Here is a 19,373-nt window from a genome sequence, read left to right as displayed (position 1 = left end):
AACAGGGCCGGATGGCCCTGTTTTTTTATGGCGTATCCGGCCATTACCGCAGCCGGAAGTGGCTCACTATCTCCCTGAGCCGGTCGTAGGTCTGCTGCATCGAACCTGAACTGGCGACCGTCGCCTCCCCGTTGTGGGTCAGCTGGCGGATCACCTCGGCGATGGCGCTCATGTTGCGGTTGATCTCCTCCGCCACTGCGCTCTGCTGTTCGGCCGCCGTGGCGATGTGACTGATGAGATCGTTGATCTCCACCACCTCTCCCGCCATCAGATCCAGCGATTCGTTGACCCTGGTAGTGTTCTCGGCCGCCCCCTGACAGCTCTGCTTGGTGTTCTCCATCGCCTCCACCACGGTGCGGCTGCCCCGTTGCAGGCTGGCCAGCATGGTCTGGATCTCCGCCGTGCTCTGCTGGGTGCGGGCGGCAAGGGAGCGTACCTCGTCGGCCACCACCGCAAAGCCACGCCCCTGCTCGCCGGCACGAGCCGCCTCGATAGCAGCGTTGAGGGCCAACAGGTTGGTCTGCTCGGCAATGCTGCCGATCACCCCCAGCACGGAGCCTATCTGCTGCACATCCTGCTGCATCGCCTCGATGGAGCGGGCCGTCTCCTCCACCTCGTCCACCAGCGCCATCACGCTGGCCATCGCCTGATCCACCACTTGCCGGGACTGGCTCGCCAGTTGCTGGCTCTGGCCGGTGAGTTGGGCGGTGCTGGCTGCACTTTCCGACACCGAGACTGCGGTGCGGCTCATCTCGTTGATGGCAGTCACCACCTGTTCGGTCTCGCGCACATGATCCGCCAGCAGGGACTGGGCTGCGCCAGTCTGGCTGGCCAATCCGGCAATGCCGCTATTGAGCTGACCGCTCGCCTCCTGCACCTCGCCCATCATCTCCTGCAGCCGCTCGATAAAGCGGTTGATGCCGGCTGAAATCTGGCCCAGATCATCGGTACTGGTCACCGCCAGCCGGCGGGTGAGATCACCACTGCCGCGAGAGAGCTCCAGTACCAGATCCCGCAGCGAGAGGATGGGGCGATAAGCCACGTTGAGCGCCAGTATGGCGAGCACCATCACCACCACGGCGACACCGAGCAGCGCCATGATGATCTGGCCGTTGAGTGCCCGGGTCATCGCCTGGATGTAGTCGAGGTCGATGTAGCCGGTCAGGGTCCAGCTGTTGCCGCGAATATCCAGCTGATTGGGGCGCGCTTCGCTCTCCCCCTGCGGTTTGCTGCTGTAGAGCTCATTGCCCTGGCCGTCGGCCAGCGAGAAGTAGCGCCCCTCGCCGCTCATCTTCGCCAGCAGGCTCTTGAACTCGCTCATGTCGAGGTAGTAGAGATAGGCCGAATCGGCACCACGCGGTACCAGTATGGTGACAACCGGCTTGCCATCCACCTGTTGCAGCGGACTAACGGTGATCTGGTTGTTGGCGGCGGGGATCAGCTTGCGCAGCGCATCGACCTTGGCCGTATCGTTGATGACACCGCTCACATCGAAGGCCATGTCGCCGATCACCTTGACGATGTTGTGAAAGCCGGTCTCTTGCAGGGTCTTCTTGACGTTGGTCACCCCGAAGTTGAGGTTGGCTGCCAGCAGGATTTTTTGATTGATGTCGCTGGCCAGCTTCTCTTTGACCAGAGTGATCTGTTCATTGATGTTCTTGGTCGCCTGGGTGCGGATGTAGGCGCTGATGAAGTGATTGACGCTGAACCAGGCGGTACCGATGGTGACCAGAATGGCCAGCAGCAACAGGACGTAAATCTTGACCTTGAATGGCATGGGATCCCTCCAGAAGAGAGGGCTGGCACTGCCAACCCTCCCTGCCAATCGTTATTTCTTCTTGGCGTACTTCATGGAGTCCAATGCCACCGCCAGAATGATGATGCCGCCCTTGATGATGAACTGCCAGTAAGGGCTGACGCCGATATAGGTCAAACCATAGTTGATCAGGGTGAAGATAAGTACGCCGGTGATCACACCTGCGACAGTTCCCACCCCGCCGGCAAACGACACCCCGCCCACCACGCAGGCGGCGATGGCGTCCAGCTCGTACATGAAGCCGAGGTTGTTGGTGGCACTACCGATCCGGCCCGCTTCCAGCATGCCGCCGAAGGCGTAGAAGACCCCCGCCAACGCATAGATCATCACCAGATTGACTGCCACATTGACGCCGGATACCTTGGCCGCTTCCGGGTTGCCGCCGATGGCGAAGATGTTCTTGCCAAAGCGGGTCTTGTTCCACAGCACCCAGACAAAGACGCTGGCGATGGCCGCGTAGAAGGTGAGGTACGAGAGTTTGAAGCCGCCGATCCGGATAAAGCCCTGGGCGAAGCTGGAGAAGCGGGGGTCAAAACCGGCCACCGGCGAAGCGCCCACCGAGTCAAAGTAGAGGGAGTTGATACCGTAGACGATGATCATGGTCCCCAAGGTGGTGATAAAGGGGGTCACGTTCAGATAGGCGACGATAAGACCGTTGACCAGACCAATCAGGGCACCCACCACGCACACCAGCAGGATCACCGCAGGAATGGGCACCTCCCCCAGCGTCGGGAACACCTTGTTGACGTTGGTCAGCGCCTGCAGCATGGTCGCCGCAATCAGCGCTGCCAGACCGACCTGACGACCGGCCGACAGATCCGTACCCTGGGTGATGATGATGCCTGCCACCCCCAGCGCGATGATGACCCGCACCGAGGACTGGGTCAGGATGTTGCTGAAGTTGGTGAGACTCAGGAAGGAGGGTTCCTTGATCACGATGATCATGAGCAGCACCAGCAGCACCACGTAGATGCCGTTCTCCTTGAGCGCCCGCATCAGATTGAAATTTTTAGCCGACTCCATAAATGTCTTCCTGTCTCTAGAGGTACAGAGATGCCAGGCGCAGTATCTCGCTCTGGTCAGTTTCTTTGGTGTTGACGATCCCGGCGACCCGGCCATTGCTCATGACCATGATGCGGTCGGTGATGCCGAGCAGTTCGGGCATTTCAGAGGAGATGATGATGATCCCCTTCTCCTTCTTCGCCAGCTCCAGAATGAGCTGATAGATCTCGAACTTGGCCCCCACGTCGATGCCGCGGGTCGGTTCGTCCAGCATCAGGATCTCCGGCTGGGTCAACAGCCAGCGGCCGATGATCACCTTCTGCTGGTTGCCCCCGGAGAGGGAGCCGATCTGGGTCTGCTGGGTCGGCGTCTTGACCCGCATGGAGTCGATGACCCACTGGGTATCGCTCTTCATCTTGTTGTCGCTGAGCAGCCCCATGGAGCCCTTGTAGTTGTCCATGTTGGCGATCAGGGAGTTGAAGGCGATGTCGAGCCGCGAATAGATACCGGTAGAGCGGCGCTCCTCGGTCACCAGCGCAAAGCCGTTGCGGATCGCTTCGTGGGCGTTGTGGTTGGCCACCTCTTTGCCATGCAGCTTGATGCTGCCCTGGCTGCGATCGCGAATGCCGAACAGGGTCTCGACGATGTCGGTGCGCTTGGCCCCGACCAACCCGGCGACACCGAGGATCTCACCCTTGTGCAGGTTGAAGGTGATGTCCTGAATGGAGGGCTGGTTCTTCGCCGTCAGATGCTCAACCTCGAGGATCACCTCTTTCGGCTGGTTGGTTTTTTCCGGGAAGCGCTGGGTTAGCTCGCGGCCGACCATCATGCCGATGATCTGATCCATAGTCATGCCCTTGAGCGGCTGGGTTGCCACCCACTGGCCATCCCGCAATATGGTGATCTCGTCACAGAGCTGGAAGATCTCTTCCATCTTGTGGGAGATGTAGACGATGCCGCACCCCTTCTCCTTCAGCTTGTTGATGATCTTGAAGAGGTGACTCACCTCTTTCTCGGTCAGCGAGGAGGTAGGCTCGTCCATGATGACGATCTTGGCATCGTAGGAGAACGCCTTGGCGATCTCGACCATCTGCATCTGGGAGACGGAGAGGGTCGCCACCTTGACCCGCGGGTCGATGTCGATATCCAGCTCCTCGAAGATGCGTTTGGTGTCTTCGTACATCTTGCCGTGGTCGATGAACCACCCTTTGGTCGGGTAGCGGCCGAGCCACATGTTGTCCATTACCGAGCGCTGCAGCACCAGGTTGAGCTCCTGATGCACCATGGAAACGCCGTTCTCCAGCGCCTCTTTGGAGGAGGTAAAGTTGATCTCCTGCCCCTTGAAGAAGATCTTGCCCTGATCCTTCTCGTAGATGCCGAACAGGCACTTGAGCAGTGTCGATTTTCCCGCTCCGTTCTCGCCCATCAACGCATGCACAGAATGAGGACGGACCCGTAAATTGACATTATCGAGTGCCTTGACGCCAGGAAAGCTCTTACTGACGTCAATCATCTCCAACAGCCATTCTGATTGTTGCTGTGTTGTCATATCAGCCATCACATCTGGTTGAAAAAAGGGCAAGGGGATCTCCCTTGCCCTGGAGGAGGGAATTATTCGAATTGGGACAGGTTGTCTTTATCTACGCCGACGTAGGGAACACGCACGACCTTGTTGACGATGTTCCACTTGGTGCCTTCGCCAGCCGCTTTGCCTTCAGCCAGGTTCTTGGTCAACTCGTAGGTCGCCTTGGCCTGGTTGGCCGCATCGTTCAGCACGGTACCGGCCATGGCACCGCTCTTCACCAGCGCCAGCGCTTCAGGCAGCGCATCGACACCGAATACCGGAATGGCAGTCTTGCCCTGTGCTTTCAGTGACTCGACAGCGCCCATCGCCATGCCGTCGTTGTTGGCAATGACCACTTCGATCTTGTTGGCGTTGGGGCCGGAGATCCAGGCGTCCATCTTGTCCTTGGCCATGGCGGTATCCCACATACCGGTATCCATGTGCAGCTGCTGGGTCTTGATGCCGCCGTCATTCAGGGTCTTGATGACGTAAGTGGTGCGCGCTTCGGCATCCGGGTGGCCCGGCTCCCCTTTCAGCAACACATACTGGATGACGCCATCCTTGTTCAGATCCCAGGCCGGATTGGCTTTCCAGTGTTTGGCAATCAGGTGACCCTGGATGATGCCTGACTCCTTGGAGTCGGTACCTACGTAGTAGGCCTTGTCGTAGCTGGCCAGATCGGCAGCACTCGGTTCCTTGTTGTAGAAGACCACCGGAATATCTTCGCCACGGGCCTTTTCAATCACCACGGGAGCGGCAGCCGGGTCAACCAGGTTGATGGCCAGCGCCTTCACGCCCTTGGCCAGCAGCACGTCGATCTGGTCGTTCTGCTTGGACTGGTCGTTCTGGGAGTCGTTCATCAGCAGCTCAACCCCGGGGTTGGCAGCCGCTTCCTTCTCGATCGCCTTGCGTACCACCGCCATGAAGTTGTCGTCATATTTGTAGACGGTCACCCCGATGCGGGTTTCAGCGTGGGCAGCAGTGGCACCAGCCATCAGGCCCAGCAGCAGGGCAGCAACGGTCGTCATTTTTTTCATTGTGTGTGCTCCGATGTATCTATCCATGAGTTGTAGGGTGGCGAGCTATTGAGCAATCGCCCTTCAATGTAATCAATTTGTTGTCATTTCTTCTGTGATCATGACGACAAAATGAAAACGATTACACTCTGTTACATTGAATCTTTTTCTTATTTTTCAAAAACATAAATTCGAGCGTTAATTTTTGGACTCAATCTATTCCGCAGCATTGAGGCTAGTCGCTAACAGGCTGTTGTCAAAAAGCTCAGCCAAGGGTGCAGTGCCAGCGATAGCGACGGGCAGTCAGCTGATACTCGGGGCGCACGCTCTGGCTCCAGGAGTCATCCCCGCCCACTCCCATGTGAGCACCATCGAGGCAGACCCACAGCCCCTCCTCTGCCACCAGATCGCTCTGGTGACGGGCAGTGGCCAGTTGCTGCTGGCTAAAGCGACTGACGCTGAAATGGAAGGCACCACTCACACACAGTCCACCCAGCTGCAGCTCGCGGGTATCGCAGCGCAAGCCGTTGTCGGTCGGGAAGACGTAAGGGGTGTGCATGGCCTCCAGCGGCAAGCTCCAGCGACCCAGATCGGCGCCCAGCAGGCGATCCGGATAGTTTTCGTGGGGGCCGCGTCCCAGCCACTGAACCTGCTCAACCGGCTGCGCCAGATGGATTAGCAGACCGATCCGCGGCAGCGAAGGCAGCGCCTGCGCCAGCTCGCACTCGATGTCGAGACTCATGGTGCCATCGTCAGCAAAACGGTGGTGCCAATGACTCAGCAGTTGCAACTGCTCCTGATGGAAATAGCCGTGAGTCACCCTCAGCTCACTGCCGCCAATCACCACGCCCAGACAGCGGTGCTGCCACTGCTCGAGGCCACAGACCTGCCAGCGGGCAATCCAGGAGTTGGGGTCGGCGTGATCTGCTTCGCTGGTGCCGATGTCGTTGTCGAGCGGCGCGCGGTAGAAGTGATCCGTGATCGGCGTCAGCAGCTTCTCCTGCCCCGATTTCAGCCAGCTGGTGATGCGGCCGCTCTGCTTATCGAGCCGCCACTGACTGTTAGCAGTGGTGACCAGCCAGCAGTCGGCCTGCTCCACCATAGCCGCAGGTCTGACTGGTGCAGGTAGCGCCAGCGGTGACGGCAGCATGAATTGCTGGCGCGCCACCTCGTGCCCGGCCGCAGACCAGGGGGTGGCATCCGACTGGAAGATGGCCAGATCGAGCCAGGCCAGCGAGCCCGCCGCAAAGGCGGGCAGCGTCCCGGTCAGGGTCAACTCGACCGCCTCTTGCGCTGCCAGCGCGAGAGACACCTCCCCCTCCAGCACCACTTGGCCGTTTTCGCGCAGCTGCCAGCCGAGCCGCTCGTTGTCGGTGGTACGGAACAGGTATTCGCTCTCGATCCGCACTCGCAGCGGGGTGTGCTCAAGCAGAGTGAAGCGGAACGGCTGCTGGGCGCGCTTTGCCTCGAACAGCGCGGGATGGGGAGTGCGATCCGGGAACAGCAGGCCATTGCAGCAGAACTGGCGATCGTTTTGCACATCGCCAAAATCGCCGCCATAGCCCCAGTAATGGCGACCATCGGCGGTGTATTTATCGAGCCCCTGATCGACCCAATCCCAGACAAACCCGCCCTGCAGGCGTGGATGGTCGCGAAACGCCTGCCAATAGTGGGCGTAGCCTCCCAGACTGTTGCCCATGGCATGAGCATATTCGCAGAGGATCAGCGGCCGGCGCTCCTCGGGTAGGCCAATCCACTTGGCCAGCGCCCACTTGGGCACCGCCGGGAAGGGTTGATCCTGATGGGTTCTGGCATACATGGGACAGATGATGTCGGTCGCCGGGGTATCGGCCCCGCCCCCCTCATACTGCACCGGACGGCTCGGGTCGCTGCGCTTGATCCAGCCATACATGGCATCGTGGGCCGGGCCATAACCCGACTCGTTGCCGAGCGACCAGATGATGATCGAGGGGTGGTTGAAATCCCGCGCAACCATCCGGGTCGCCCGCTCCAGAAAAGCGTTGCTCCAGGCGGGGTCCCGCGCCAACCGCCCCATGGGGGTCATGCCGTGGGTCTCCAGATTCGCCTCATCCACCACATAGAGGCCGAGCCGATCGCAGAGGCGATAGAAGTCGGGGTGATTGGGATAGTGGGAGCAGCGCACCGCATTGAAGTTGTGGCACTTCATCAGCAGCAGGTCCCGCTCCATGGTGGCGCGATCAATGGCATAGCCTTTGGCGGGGTGGTGTTCGTGACGGTTGGCACCGCGAATAAGCAGCGGCTGACCATTGACCCGCAGCAGACCGCCACGGATCTCCACTCTCCGAAAGCCCACATCATAGGCTTCGCTCTCGATGGCTTGGCCCTGCTCGTCGAGCAGGGTCAGGGTCAGGCGATAGAGGTGAGACGTCTCGGCGCTCCACTTGTGTGGCGCAGCCACGTCGAGCCACAGCTCGGCGCGATCGTCGTAAGCTCCTTTTTCATCAATCGCTTGGGTACCGATAGGCTGGCGCAGGGTCGCAACCCGCTCGCTGCCGTCATAGAGATTGGCCTCCACCGAGAGGCCGGCTGCATTGGCCGCCTGCAGTGCAATCTTGAGGCGGCCATCCCGATAACAGGCGTCCAGCTCGGGGGTAACCCGGATATCAATCAGATGACGGGCCGGTTTGTGCAACAGGCTGACGGAGCGGAAGATCCCAGACAGCCACCACATATCCTGATCTTCCAGATAGGAGCCGTCGGACCAGCGCAACACCAGCACCGCCAGCCGGTTGCGACCGGCCTGCAGATATGGGGTCAGATCGAATTCGGCGGGCAACCGGCTGTCCTGAGAGTAACCGACCCAGCGACCGTTGCAGAACAGGTGGAAGGCACTGCTCACCCCGTCGAAGATGATCCGGCTCTGGCCGCTGACCAGCCAGTCGGCAGGAAGTTCGAACTCGCGGGAGTAGCAACCGGTGGGGTTCTCTGCCGGCACTCGCGGTGGATCGCAGGGAAAGGGGTACTTGATGTTGGTGTAGATGGGGCCATCGGTAAGTGGCCACACAGCCGGATAGGCAGCATCCAGCTGCCAGTTGCCCGGCACAGTAATGGGGCAGGCATCCGCCAGATCCTGTGCCAGCCAGCTCTCGGGCACCAGCTCGGGAGCGGCAAAGAAGGAGAAGCACCACTCGCCATCCAGTGAACGGCGTGAGGGTGAAAGGAGGTCGTCTCTGGCATCCGCTTCGCTACGCCAGCTGAACATGGGGGTATGGGCAGCCAAGCGGTTTACCGAAGTAATCGCCTGAGTCTGCCAATCCTGACGCGCCACTATCTCCCTGAGCATTCCCCTTCTCCCTGATGACTGGAAAACGTATTCCAGTCTAGAGAAGTGTGGCCAGGGGATCGGCGATCTCGCTCACACAGATGTAAACGATTACACTAATTTTGTTAAGTAAAGCGGAGTAAAAACCATTAAAAACAGGTAAAACAATAAAAGCTCGGGAAATGAGCTGCAAACGGCCCCTATCCAGCGCGAACTGGCGCTACCGAGTGACGATTGATCAAGGTCGGTGTATAGATGCGGTTCTGCTGTGCCTCGCTCTCCCCTGCCGCCAGCTGCAACGCCAGCTTGGCTGCCTGGCTCGCCATCAACTCGATGGGGTACCGCATGGTGGAGAGCTTGGGCCTCAGGTATCTGGCGTAGATGATGTCATCGAAGCCCACCACCGAGACCTCCTCCGGCACCCGCAGCCCATTGTCAGCCAGCACCGAGATGGCTCCGGCCGCCATGGCATCGTTGTAGGCCACCACGGCGGTCACCTTGAGCCCCTTGGCCAACAGGTTGAGCATGGCGCGCTCGCCCCCCTCCTCGTTCGGCGTGCCGCTCTCGATAAGCTCCGGATCCGCCGCCAGACCAGCCTCCGCCAATCCATCCTGATACCCCTGCAGCCGCAAGGTGGCATCTTCGATGGCGTGATCCGAGCTGATAAAGGCGATGTGGCGGTGGCCCAGCTCGATCAGATGACGGGTTGCCGTGGCTGCCCCCAGCCGATTGTTGAGGGCGATGCAGCGCCCCTTGATAGCAGGAATATCGCGATTGATAAGCACCATGCCGGGCACCCGCATGGCGTAGTCGCAGAGCTCTTCGTCGCTGAGCGCCTTGCTGTGCACCACCAGCGCCTCGCAGCGCTTGCCGATCAGCAGCTCGATCGCCTCGCGCTCCTGGCGCGCCTTGTGAAAACCGTTACCCATCAACAGGTGGAGATTCTGCTCGACGGCGACGCCGGAGACCCCCTTCACCAGAGCCCCGAAGAAGGGATCAGCCACATCACCCACCACGACGCCCATGGTATCGCAGGTCTGGCTGACCAGCGCCCGCGCGTTGGCGTTGGGGGTATAGCCCAGCTCCGCCATCGCCTTCTGGACGGCGGCGCGGGAGGCTGCACTGGCCTTGGGCGAGTTGTTCATCACCCGTGAAACCGTTGCCACCGACACATTGGCCAAACGGGCGACATCCTTGATGGTACTCATGCTGTTTTCACTTATTTCACTCTGCGACAGATTGACCATTATACCCACCAACCCCATTGAAAACAGGGGATAACGCACGATCTGCCAGAGAGCCGCTCACAAAAACAGTGTAATCGTTTACACTATTTTGCAAGCAAGTTCACAGTTTGCAAGCCAACCCCTCGGCTAGACTGCTTGCAGCGTCATTTTCAGTGGAGAGCAAGATGAAGGTTCTGGTCACCGGCGGCTGCGGATATATCGGCAGCCACACCTCTCTGGCCCTGCAAGCCGCAGGCATGACCCCGGTCGTGGTGGACAACCTCTGCAACAGCAAGCGCAGCGTGTTGACTCGAGTCGCGGCTATCAGCGGCCAGCAACCCGTGTTCTATCAAGGGGATATTCGCAATGCCGCCCTGCTGGACCGGATCTTCGCCGAACAGCAGATCGACGCGGTGATCCACTTTGCCGCCCTCAAGGCCGTCGGTGAGTCGACCCGCATTCCACTGGATTACTACGAGAACAACCTCGGCGGCACCCTCACCCTGCTGCAGGCGATGAAACGAGCCGGGGTGCACAATCTGGTGTTCAGCTCTTCAGCTACCGTCTACGGCGATCCCTCCACTCTGCCGATCCGCGAGGATTTCCCCCGCAGCGCGACCAACCCCTACGGGCGCTCCAAGCTGATCATCGAGGAGATCCTCGAGGATCTGCAGCTGGCCGAGCCCCACTGGAGCATGACCCTGCTGCGCTACTTCAATCCGGTCGGCGCCCACGAGTCGGGCACCATGGGGGAAGATCCCCAAGGCATTCCCAACAATCTGATGCCCTATATCACTCAGGTCGCCATCGGCCGTCGCGACTGCCTGTCTGTCTTTGGAAACGATTACCCAACTGTTGATGGCACCGGCGTGCGCGACTACATCCACGTGATGGATCTCGCCGAGGGGCACGTCAAGGCTCTGCAACACTGCGCCGGCAAGGGTGGCGTGCACACCTACAACCTGGGCACAGGTCAGGGCCAGAGCGTATTGCAGCTGGTCGCCGCTTTCTCTGCTGCCTGCGGCAAGCCGCTGCCATTTCGCATCGAGCCGCGTCGCCCGGGCGATATCGCCGCCTGCTGGGCCGATCCGGCCAAGGCCGAGCGCGAGCTGGGCTGGCAGGCAACCCGGGACATAGACGCCATGTGCGCCGACAGCTGGCGCTGGCAATCCGCCAATCCGAACGGTTACGAGGAGTAGGCCTGCCTGCTCCCTGTTAATAGACGACCTTATTTTTCAATACCTTATTCAGGAGAGATGATGTTCAACCCCGTCGATCATCCCCATCGCCGCTTCAACCCGCTGACCGGCCAGTATGTGCTGGTCTCCCCCCACCGGGCCAAACGCCCCTGGCAGGGGCAGGTGGAGAAGGTGAGTCAGGCCCCCAAACAGGCCCACGATCCCGACTGCTTCCTCTGCGCAGGCAACACCCGGGTCACCGGCGACATCAACCCCGATTACAAGGGCACCTTCGTCTTTACCAACGACTTCGCCGCCCTGATGCAGGATACCCCGGCCGCCGATAGTGCCAACGATCCCCTGTTGAAGCTGGAAGCCGCCCGCGGCACCAGCCGGGTCATCTGCTTCTCGCCGGATCACGGCAAGACCCTGCCAGAGCTGCCGCTGCCCGCCATCGAGGGGGTGATCACCACCTGGATGGATCAGGTCGCCGAGCTGTCAGCCCAGTGGGAATGGGTGCAGGTATTTGAAAACAAAGGCGCCGTCATGGGCTGCTCCAACCCGCACCCCCACGGCCAGATCTGGGGCAGCGACTTCCTGCCCAACGAGATCGCCCGCGAAGAGCAGCACCAGCGCGACTGGCTGGCCGAGCATGGCCGCCCCATGCTGCTGGAGTATGTGGAGCGGGAGCTGGCGGATCGCTCGCGCATCGTGGTGGAGACCGAGCACTGGCTCGCCGTCGTCCCCTTCTGGGCCGCCTGGCCGTTCGAAACCCTGCTGCTGCCCAAGGCGCACGTCCCCTCCATGCTCAACCTGACCAAGGCCCAGCAACAGGATCTGGCGGTGGCGCTCAAGGAGCTCACCAGCCGCTACGACAACCTGTTCGAGTGCAGCTTCCCCTACTCCATGGGCTGGCACTTTGCGCCGCCCAAATCGGATTGCCCCGAGGCGTGGCAGTTGCATGCCCACTTCTATCCGCCCCTGCTGCGCTCCGCCACCGTGCGCAAATTCATGGTCGGCTTCGAGATGCTGGCCGAAACCCAGCGCGACCTTACCCCCGAGCAAGCCGCCGAGCGGCTGCGCGCTCTAAGCCCCATTCACTACAACCAGACCAATCAAACCAATGAGGAGGCCCTATGACCCCGAGCCAACGCGTCAGCACCGTTTTTGCCGAGCAATTTGCCAAAGCGCCCGATCTGCTGGTGCGCGCCCCCGGCCGCGTCAACCTCATCGGTGAACATACCGACTACAACGATGGCTTCGTGCTGCCCTGCGCCATCGACTACGAGACCTGCGTCGCAATCGGCCTGCGCGATGACCGGCAAGTACAGGTGATCGCCGCCGACTACGACAACCAGCGCGACCAGTTCGACCTCGACCAGCCCATCGAGCACCACCCCAGCCAGCGCTGGAGTGACTACATCCGCGGCGTGGTGAAATATTTGCAGGAGCGCGGTTATGCCCTGCGCGGCCTCGATCTGGTGGTCTCCGGCAACGTGCCGCAGGGGGCGGGGCTCTCCTCCTCCGCCTCACTGGAAGTGGCCATTGGTCAGGCCTTCAAGGAGGCGCTGGGGCTCGCCATCAGTCAGGCCGAGATCGCCCTCAACGGTCAGCAGGCGGAGAACCTGTTCGTCGGCTGCAACTGCGGCATCATGGATCAGATGATCTCCGCCAGCGGCAAAACCGACCACGCCCTGCTGCTCGACTGCCGCTCGCTGGAGACCCGCCTCATCCCCATGCCCACCGATCTGGCGGTACTGATCGTCAACTCCAATGTGCGCCGTGGTCTGGTGGACAGCGAATACAACACCCGTCGCCAGCAGTGCGAAGCGGCCGCCCGCCACTACGGAGTCAAGGCACTGCGCGATCTCGATCTGGCGGCTCTCGAAGCGGGCAAGGCCGGACTGGATGAGGTCTGCTACCGCCGTGCCCGCCACGTGGTAGGCGACAATACCCGCACCCTGGCCGCCGCCGATGCGCTGGCGCAAGGGGATCTGGTTCGTCTCGGCGAGCTGATGGCCGATTCACACGCCGCCATGCGCGATGACTTCGAAATCACAGTGCCCGCCATCGACGGTCTGGTGGAGATCATCAAGGCCAGGCTCGGCACCGAAGGCGGCGTACGGATGACTGGCGGCGGCTTCGGCGGCTGCGTGGTCGCCCTGCTGCGCCCCGAGAAGGTGGCCGAGGTGATCGCCGCGGTTGAAGGCGAGTATCCGACCCGCTTCGGCCTCAAGGCTGACTGCTACGTCTGCTCTGCCAGCGCCGGAGCAGGCAAGCTATGAGCAGAGCCATGACGCCATTCGAACTGGAAAACGAGGAGGGGCTGCGCCTGCGCGGCCTCGACTTCGGCGCCACCCTCACCTCCCTCACCCTGCCGGTGGCGGGCAAACGGCGCGAAGTGCTGCTGGGTTGTGCCGACGACACCTATCCCAACCAACAGGTGTGGCTGGGCGCGGTGGCGGGACGTTTTGCCAACCGCATCGGCGGCGCCGAACTGCTACGCGATGGCGAGCGCTGGTCGCTGGATGCCAATCAGGCACCCAACTGCCTGCATGGCGGGCAGGCGGGGTTTCATCGCCAGCAGTGGCACATCAAGGAGCTGGAAGCGGATCGGGTCAAGCTGGCGTTGCTCTCCCGAGCGGGGGATCAGGGCTTTCCCGGCAATCTGCGGGTAACCCTGGAGTACCGGCTGGAGCAGAGCGATCTGGTGGTGGATTTTATCGCCTGCACGGATGCCGCTACGCCGGTCAGCCTCACCAGCCATGCCTACTTCAATCTCGATGACGACCCTGACGGCGGCGATGTGCGTGACCACCTCATCAGCATCAATGCCGACCACTTCCTGCCGACCGACCCAAGCGGTTTGCCGATCGCCATCACCCCGGTGGAGGGGCCATTCGATCTGCGCCAAGAGCGCCTTGTCGGGCTGGATTGGCTGAGCCATCCCCAGCAGCAACAGGCCAAGGGATACGACCACGCCTTTGTGCTCAACGGCCCGGCGCAGGAGTGGGCTGCTCGCGTGGTATCGGGTGACAGACAGCTGGCGATGGAGGTCTACACCAACCAGCCCTCGCTGCAGTTATACAGCGGCAACTGGCTGGCCAATACCCCGAATCGCCAGGGTCTGGCGCACCGGGATCACGACGGCTTCTGTCTGGAGGCGCAGCAACTACCCGACAGTCCGAACCGGCCCGAGCTGGGCGACCCCTGGCTGGTGCCGGGCGAGCGCTATCATCACCAGACTCGCTACCGCTTTATCCGCGACTGACTTAAAGGTTTCATAATTTTTCCGTAGCAGCGCCAGCCACATTCGAGCAAGATAAGCCGCCCCGAGACCCTTCCGGGGCGTTTTTGCATCAACGTAGCAAGGATTCTGTTCGATGACTGACACCTATAGCCTGCTGGTCGCCTTTATTCTGGGCGTTGTCGAGGGGCTGACCGAGTTCCTCCCCGTCTCTTCAACCGGCCACATGATCATCGTCGGCCATCTGCTGGGCTTTGAAGGGCCCAAGGCCGCTACCTTCGAAGTGGTGATCCAGCTTGGTTCGATTCTCGCGGTGGTTGCCGTCTTCTGGCGCCGCCTGTTTGGTTTGATTGGCATCCACTTCGGCCAGAAGCCGGAACCGGGCCACGCCACCCTGTCGCTGATCCACGTCATCCTCGGCATGATGCCCGCCATCGTGGTCGGTCTGGCCATCCACAGCTGGATCAAGGCCAACCTGTTTGGCCCGCAGACCGTGATGTATGCGCTGGTAGCAGGCGGTATCCTGCTGATCATCGCCGAGAAGTTCCGCCCGGCAGTTCGCTCCGAAACCCTGGATGACATCAGCTACAAGCAGGCATTCGGTATCGGCCTGTTCCAGTGTCTGGCGCTGTGGCCCGGCTTCTCACGCTCCGGCGCCACCATCAGCGGCGGCATGCTGATGGGGATCAGCCGCCATGCAGCGGCCGAGTTCTCCTTCATCATGGCGGTACCCATGATGATGGCGGCCAGTACGCTCGATCTCTACAAGAGCCGCGACTTCCTCTCCATGGCCGACTTCCCGATGTTTGCGGTGGGCTTTATCACCGCCTTCGTGGTCGCCATGATCGCCATCAAGAGCTTCCTGGCGCTGATCCGCCGCCTCGACTTCATCCCGTTCGCCATCTACCGCTTTATCGTGGCATTCGCCGTCTATCTGCTGTTTGTCGCCTGACCCTCAGCCAGCAATCAAATGACAAAAGGGACCGCAAGGTCCCTTTTTTATTGTCCAAGCCCCTCAGTAGAGGTGCTGACTGATGCCATTGAGCAGCCGCGACAGCCCCTTGGTGAACTGCACCGGCGCATCCTGCACCGTATAGCAGAGGCAGCCGTCCGGCGTGTGCGGGCTGTGGGCGTGGCTGGCATCGCGCCAGATAAAATCCCCGGCCTGATAGAGGGTGTCGCCATCCTGAATATTGCCCGCCAGCAGCAGGGTCAGCTCGTAACCCTGATGGGTGTGCTCGGGGATACGGCCACCCGCCTCGATGTGGAGCAGGCTGGCGCGAGCCCCCATCTCGTCCAGTGGCAAACTCTGCTGACGAATGGCCCCGATATGGCGCCACTTGGGCGAGCGGTAACGGGTCAGCACCCGCGGCAAGCGGTAAGCGTGACCGGCCACCTCGAGCTCGGCAGGCTGGACTCGGGGCAGATCGATAACGGGTGCGGCAACCGGTTCGGGCTGCGCCAGAATATCCGCCAGCATGGCGTCGAATCCGGCGTCCAGTCCCACTTCATCCCGGGAGGCCAGCTCGGGCTCTGCTGGCGAGGCAAGATATTGCTGCGCCAGCTCCTCTTCGAATGCCTTCAGTCGGGCAGCACAATCGGGGCAGAGCTCGCAGTGAGCGGAAAGTCCGACGGCCAGCGGCAGAGGGAGCTCATCGGCAGCAAAGGCGCGCAGCATAGGGTCGGTTGGATGGGCTTTAATCATGGCCTTGCTCCACTTGCTCTTTCAGTTTCTGTAGCGCCAGTCTGAGGCGGGACTTGATAGTACCGAGCGGCACGCCAAGGCGCTCCGCCAGCTCCTGCTGGGAAAACTCCTGCAGATAGATGCCACGCACCACCTGCTGTTGCGGCTCAGGCAGGGTGCCGAGGTAGTGGGCCATTTGGCGGGTCAGCACGGCATCCTCGCCTCCGCTCAGATGCTCCTCTTCGGCCTGAAACTCCAGCACCGGCCACAGCTCCTCGGCGCATAGATCCTCCTTGCTGGCGCGACGGCGGCGCAGCAGATCGAAGCACTGGTTGCGCATCACTGTGTAGATCCAGGTGGTCGGCGCCCCCTTCTCGGGGTGGTAGAGGCGCGCCTTCTGCCACACCAGCAGCATGGTCTCCTGTACCAGCTCCATGGCGTTGGCCTCGCTGCCGAGATGGCGCAGCCCGTAGCTGCGAATGCGCGGCGCAAAGTGTTGGAACAGGCGGGCAAACGCGGCCTTGTCGGCCTGCTCTGCCACCCTGATCAGCAGAGATTTGAGGTCGCCATCCGGGTTATCCATCACGGGCGAAGTCCTGCGTATGGTCGAGTGTGGTTGGCCAGTATATGCCATTGCGCCATCCCTTTGGTGTGCTGTCGAAGGTGCTGTGGTAATGACTGGTACGGCCCTGCGGCGCTGGCGGATCAGCAGGTCAGGAAAAAATCAGTGGCTGGCCACCAGCACCCCTTTGAGCAGGGCAATGGCAGGCTGATTGTCGGCAGCGGCCAGCAGCAGCTGCTTCTGCTCGGGGGGGATCGGCAGCACCTCCAGCCAGCGCTGGGCCACCCAGTTGCCATCGTCCCAGCGGGGCGCGGGATAGAGGGCGGCATAGTCGGGATAGTCGGCAAACACCTCCCGCAGCGCATCGGCCAGTGGCAGCTGATCGGGATGGAGCCGCCGGGGCGGCCATGCCGGCAGCGGGCTCACCTCACCGATGCGCAGGCCATCGGGCTCATGCCACAGATCCTCTATCTGCACCCGCTCCACCCCCTGCACCGTGATCCCCAGCATGCCGTCCGGCAGCCGGTCGAAGTCGATGACCTTGACCCGGGTGGCGATGGGCAGCATGTTGCGCAAGGCGTCGGGCTGGCGCGGATCCACCATGCAGAGGGCAAAGCCCGCCTCCCCCGCTTCGGCCACCATCCGCAGGTATCTGGGCTCGAAGATCCGCAGCGGCATGATGCCGCCGGGCAGCAGGTGGGCTGATAGGGGAAACAGTGCCAGTCGCATCACAAACTCCTTGCTGGGTTACGACTCTAGGTACGTGCAACAGCCAGCGGGAGATCAGTGTCGGGAAAAACCCTTAACAATCAGGGGAAATAGCCTGGACAAGGCGCTTCGATATGCAGTAGAAATGGATAAGCACCGTAATTTCCGTCCAATATTCTGGAATATGGCGCCAAACGCAGTGAAATATCCGCCCGACAGCGAGCGGCGGGTCATCCCTATAGTTTTCTCGAGCCGATGCGGGTAAAATTCACGCCCTTATATATCAGTCATTTTTCGACGCGCAACCTTGGTGGTCAGTTATGAAAGAGCATATTCATCATCTACTTGAACAAACGGTAGCCAATCTCAAGTCAGCAGGCGTCCTGCCGGCGGACCTGGAAGCCCGCGTGCAAGTAGACCGATGCAAGGAAAAAGCTCACGGTGACCTGGCCACCAACCTGGCCATGCTGCTGGCCAAGCCGGCCCGCAAGAATCCCCGTGAGCTGGCGGCTGCCATCATCGAGCACCTGCCTGCCTCCGACCTGATCGCCAAGGTCGAGATCGCCGGCCCCGGCTTCATCAACTTCTTCTTCGACCAGCGCTGGCTGGCCGGTCAGGTCGAGGCCATGGTGACCTCTGCCAACGCCAACGTGAAGTTGCCGACCCCGCAGACCGTGGTGGTGGACTACTCCGCCCCCAACGTGGCCAAAGAGATGGCCGTGCACCATATCCGCTCCACCGTACTCGGTGACGTAGCCGCTCGTGCGCTGGAGTTCCTCGGCCACAAGGTGGTGCGTGCCAACCACATCGGTGACTGGGGTACCCAGTTCGGCATGCTGATCGCCTATCTGGAGAAGATGGCCAACGAGAACGCCTCCGACATGGAGCTGCGCGACCTGGAAGCCTTCTACACCCAGGCCAAGCGTTGCTACGACGAAGACGAAGCCTTCGCCGAGCGCGCCCGTAACTACGTGGTGAAACTGCAGGGTGGCGACGAGTACTGCCGTACCATGTGGAAGAAGCTGGTCGACATGACCATGGAGCAGAACCAGCGCAACTACGACCGCCTGAATGTCTCCCTGACCAACAAGGACATCATGGGCGAGTCCATGTACAACGACATGCTGCCGGAGATCGTTGCTGACCTGAAAGCCAAGGGGCTGGCGGTCGAGAGCGAAGGCGCCACCGTTGTCTTCCTGGACGAGTTCAAGAACAAGGATGGCGAGGCCATGGGCGTCATCATCCAGAAGAGCGATGGCGGTTTCCTCTACACCACCACCGACATCGCCTGTGCCAAATATCGTTACGAAACCCTGGGCGCCGACCGGGTGATGTACTTCATCGACTCCCGTCAGCACCAGCACCTGATGCAGGCCTGGACCATCACCCGCAAGGCGGGTTATGTGCCGGAATCCGTGCCGCTCGAGCACCACGCCTTTGGCATGATGCTGGGCAAGGATGGTCGTCCCTACAAGACCCGCTCCGGTGGCACCGTCAAGCTGGTCGACCTGCTGAACGAAGCGGAAGAGCGCGCCGCCGCCCTGCTGGAGAGCCGCAACAGCGACCTCTCCGCCGAAGAGAAGGCCGAAGTGGTGCACGCCATCGCCATGGGTGCGGTCAAGTATGCGGATCTCTCCAAGAACCGCACCACCGACTATATCTTCGACTGGGATCTGATGCTCTCCTTTGAAGGCAACACAGCTCCTTACCTGCAATACGCCTACACCCGTATTCAGTCCATCTTCCGCAAGGCCGGCGTCGATGCCGCTACCCTGACCGGCAATGTGACCCTGAACGAGGAAGCGGAAGAGACCCTGGCCCAGAAGCTGATCCAGTTCTCCGACGCGGTCAACGGCGTGGCGGACAAGGGGATGCCGCACCTGCTCTGTACCTATCTGTACGAGCTCTCCGGCAACTTCATGACCTTCTACGAAGCCTGCCCGATCAACAAGGATGGCGTGGACGAAGCGACCCGTCAGAGCCGTCTGCTGCTGTGTGCTGCCACCGCCAAGGTGCTCAAGCTGGGCCTCGGCGTACTGGGTATCTACACCCTGGAGCGCATGTAA

The 19,373-nt window shown here is 61.2% G+C and carries 15 protein-coding genes; 6 read left to right on the top strand and 9 right to left on the bottom strand.

Annotation, left to right across the window (positions count from 1 at the left end; genetic code table 11):
• Positions 1-43: 43 nt before the first annotated feature.
• The 6 genes from I6L40_RS03110 to I6L40_RS03085 all read right to left on the bottom strand — a co-directional run bounded on the left by I6L40_RS03110 (position 44) and on the right by I6L40_RS03085 (position 9,910).
• Positions 44-1,777 (bottom strand): methyl-accepting chemotaxis protein, encoded by a 1,734-nt coding sequence (locus tag I6L40_RS03110; protein WP_071913954.1) that lies wholly within the window; start codon positions 1,775-1,777, stop codon positions 44-46.
• A gap of 51 nt (positions 1,778-1,828) precedes the next feature.
• Positions 1,829-2,839, bottom strand: coding sequence for a galactose/methyl galactoside ABC transporter permease MglC (gene mglC / locus I6L40_RS03105; protein WP_040069707.1), 1,011 nt, complete (start codon positions 2,837-2,839; stop codon positions 1,829-1,831).
• Between the two features lie 16 nt (positions 2,840-2,855).
• Positions 2,856-4,376: a galactose/methyl galactoside ABC transporter ATP-binding protein MglA gene (gene mglA, locus I6L40_RS03100; RefSeq protein ID WP_216994981.1), complete on the bottom strand. Its 1,521-nt coding sequence runs from the start codon at positions 4,374-4,376 to the stop codon at positions 2,856-2,858.
• A gap of 53 nt (positions 4,377-4,429) precedes the next feature.
• Positions 4,430-5,419 carry a galactose/glucose ABC transporter substrate-binding protein MglB gene (gene mglB / locus I6L40_RS03095; RefSeq protein WP_041209758.1) on the bottom strand — a complete coding sequence of 330 codons (990 nt, stop codon included), beginning with the start codon at positions 5,417-5,419 and terminating at the stop codon, positions 4,430-4,432.
• A gap of 244 nt (positions 5,420-5,663) precedes the next feature.
• Positions 5,664-8,723 carry a beta-galactosidase gene (locus I6L40_RS03090; protein WP_216994980.1) on the bottom strand — a complete coding sequence of 1,020 codons (3,060 nt, stop codon included), beginning with the start codon at positions 8,721-8,723 and terminating at the stop codon, positions 5,664-5,666.
• A 179-nt stretch (positions 8,724-8,902) separates the two neighbouring features.
• A complete protein-coding gene (locus I6L40_RS03085) occupies positions 8,903-9,910 on the bottom strand; it encodes a substrate-binding domain-containing protein (protein WP_071913947.1) in 1,008 nt (335 codons plus the stop codon).
• Positions 9,911-10,113: 203 nt separating this feature from the next.
• On the opposite strand from I6L40_RS03085, the gene galE reads away from it, so the two are divergent.
• The 5 genes from galE (at position 10,114) to bacA (ending at position 15,305) form a co-directional block, all read left to right on the top strand.
• A complete protein-coding gene (gene galE / locus I6L40_RS03080) occupies positions 10,114-11,127 on the top strand; it encodes a UDP-glucose 4-epimerase GalE (protein WP_216994979.1) in 1,014 nt (337 codons plus the stop codon).
• Between the two features lie 60 nt (positions 11,128-11,187).
• A complete protein-coding gene (locus tag I6L40_RS03075; protein WP_216994978.1) occupies positions 11,188-12,246 on the top strand; it encodes a UDP-glucose--hexose-1-phosphate uridylyltransferase in 1,059 nt (352 codons plus the stop codon).
• Positions 12,243-13,391: a galactokinase gene (galK, locus tag I6L40_RS03070; RefSeq protein ID WP_216994977.1), complete on the top strand. Its 1,149-nt coding sequence runs from the start codon at positions 12,243-12,245 to the stop codon at positions 13,389-13,391. The genes I6L40_RS03075 and galK overlap by 4 nt, the downstream gene beginning before the upstream one ends.
• Entirely contained in the window at positions 13,388-14,377 is a 990-nt protein-coding gene (gene galM / locus I6L40_RS03065) for a galactose-1-epimerase (RefSeq protein ID WP_216994976.1), read from the top strand. Before galK ends, galM begins: the two co-directional genes overlap by 4 nt.
• Positions 14,378-14,489: 112 nt before the next feature.
• Positions 14,490-15,305, top strand: a complete 816-nt coding sequence (bacA, locus tag I6L40_RS03060) for an undecaprenyl-diphosphate phosphatase (RefSeq protein WP_071913937.1) — start codon at positions 14,490-14,492, stop codon at positions 15,303-15,305.
• A 63-nt stretch (positions 15,306-15,368) separates the two neighbouring features.
• On the opposite strand, the gene I6L40_RS03055 is transcribed toward bacA, so the two are convergent.
• The 3 genes from I6L40_RS03055 to I6L40_RS03045 all read right to left on the bottom strand — a co-directional run bounded on the left by I6L40_RS03055 (position 15,369) and on the right by I6L40_RS03045 (position 17,328).
• Entirely contained in the window at positions 15,369-16,058 is a 690-nt protein-coding gene (locus I6L40_RS03055; protein WP_216994975.1) for a ChrR family anti-sigma-E factor, read from the bottom strand.
• A complete protein-coding gene (locus tag I6L40_RS03050) occupies positions 16,051-16,620 on the bottom strand; it encodes a sigma-70 family RNA polymerase sigma factor (protein WP_041209767.1) in 570 nt (189 codons plus the stop codon). Before I6L40_RS03050 ends, I6L40_RS03055 begins: the two co-directional genes overlap by 8 nt.
• 141 nt (positions 16,621-16,761) lie before the next feature.
• Positions 16,762-17,328 (bottom strand): LON peptidase substrate-binding domain-containing protein, encoded by a 567-nt coding sequence (locus tag I6L40_RS03045; RefSeq protein ID WP_216994974.1) that lies wholly within the window; start codon positions 17,326-17,328, stop codon positions 16,762-16,764.
• A gap of 299 nt (positions 17,329-17,627) precedes the next feature.
• Here I6L40_RS03045 and argS point away from each other — a divergent pair, with 299 nt between their 5' ends.
• Entirely contained in the window at positions 17,628-19,373 is a 1,746-nt protein-coding gene (argS, locus tag I6L40_RS03040; RefSeq protein WP_042029550.1) for an arginine--tRNA ligase, read from the top strand.

This window comes from Aeromonas sp. FDAARGOS 1410 (genome assembly GCF_019048745.1).
In the GTDB taxonomy this organism is placed as follows: domain Bacteria; phylum Pseudomonadota; class Gammaproteobacteria; order Enterobacterales; family Aeromonadaceae; genus Aeromonas; species Aeromonas jandaei.
This window is presented reverse-complemented; position numbering and strand designations above follow the sequence as displayed.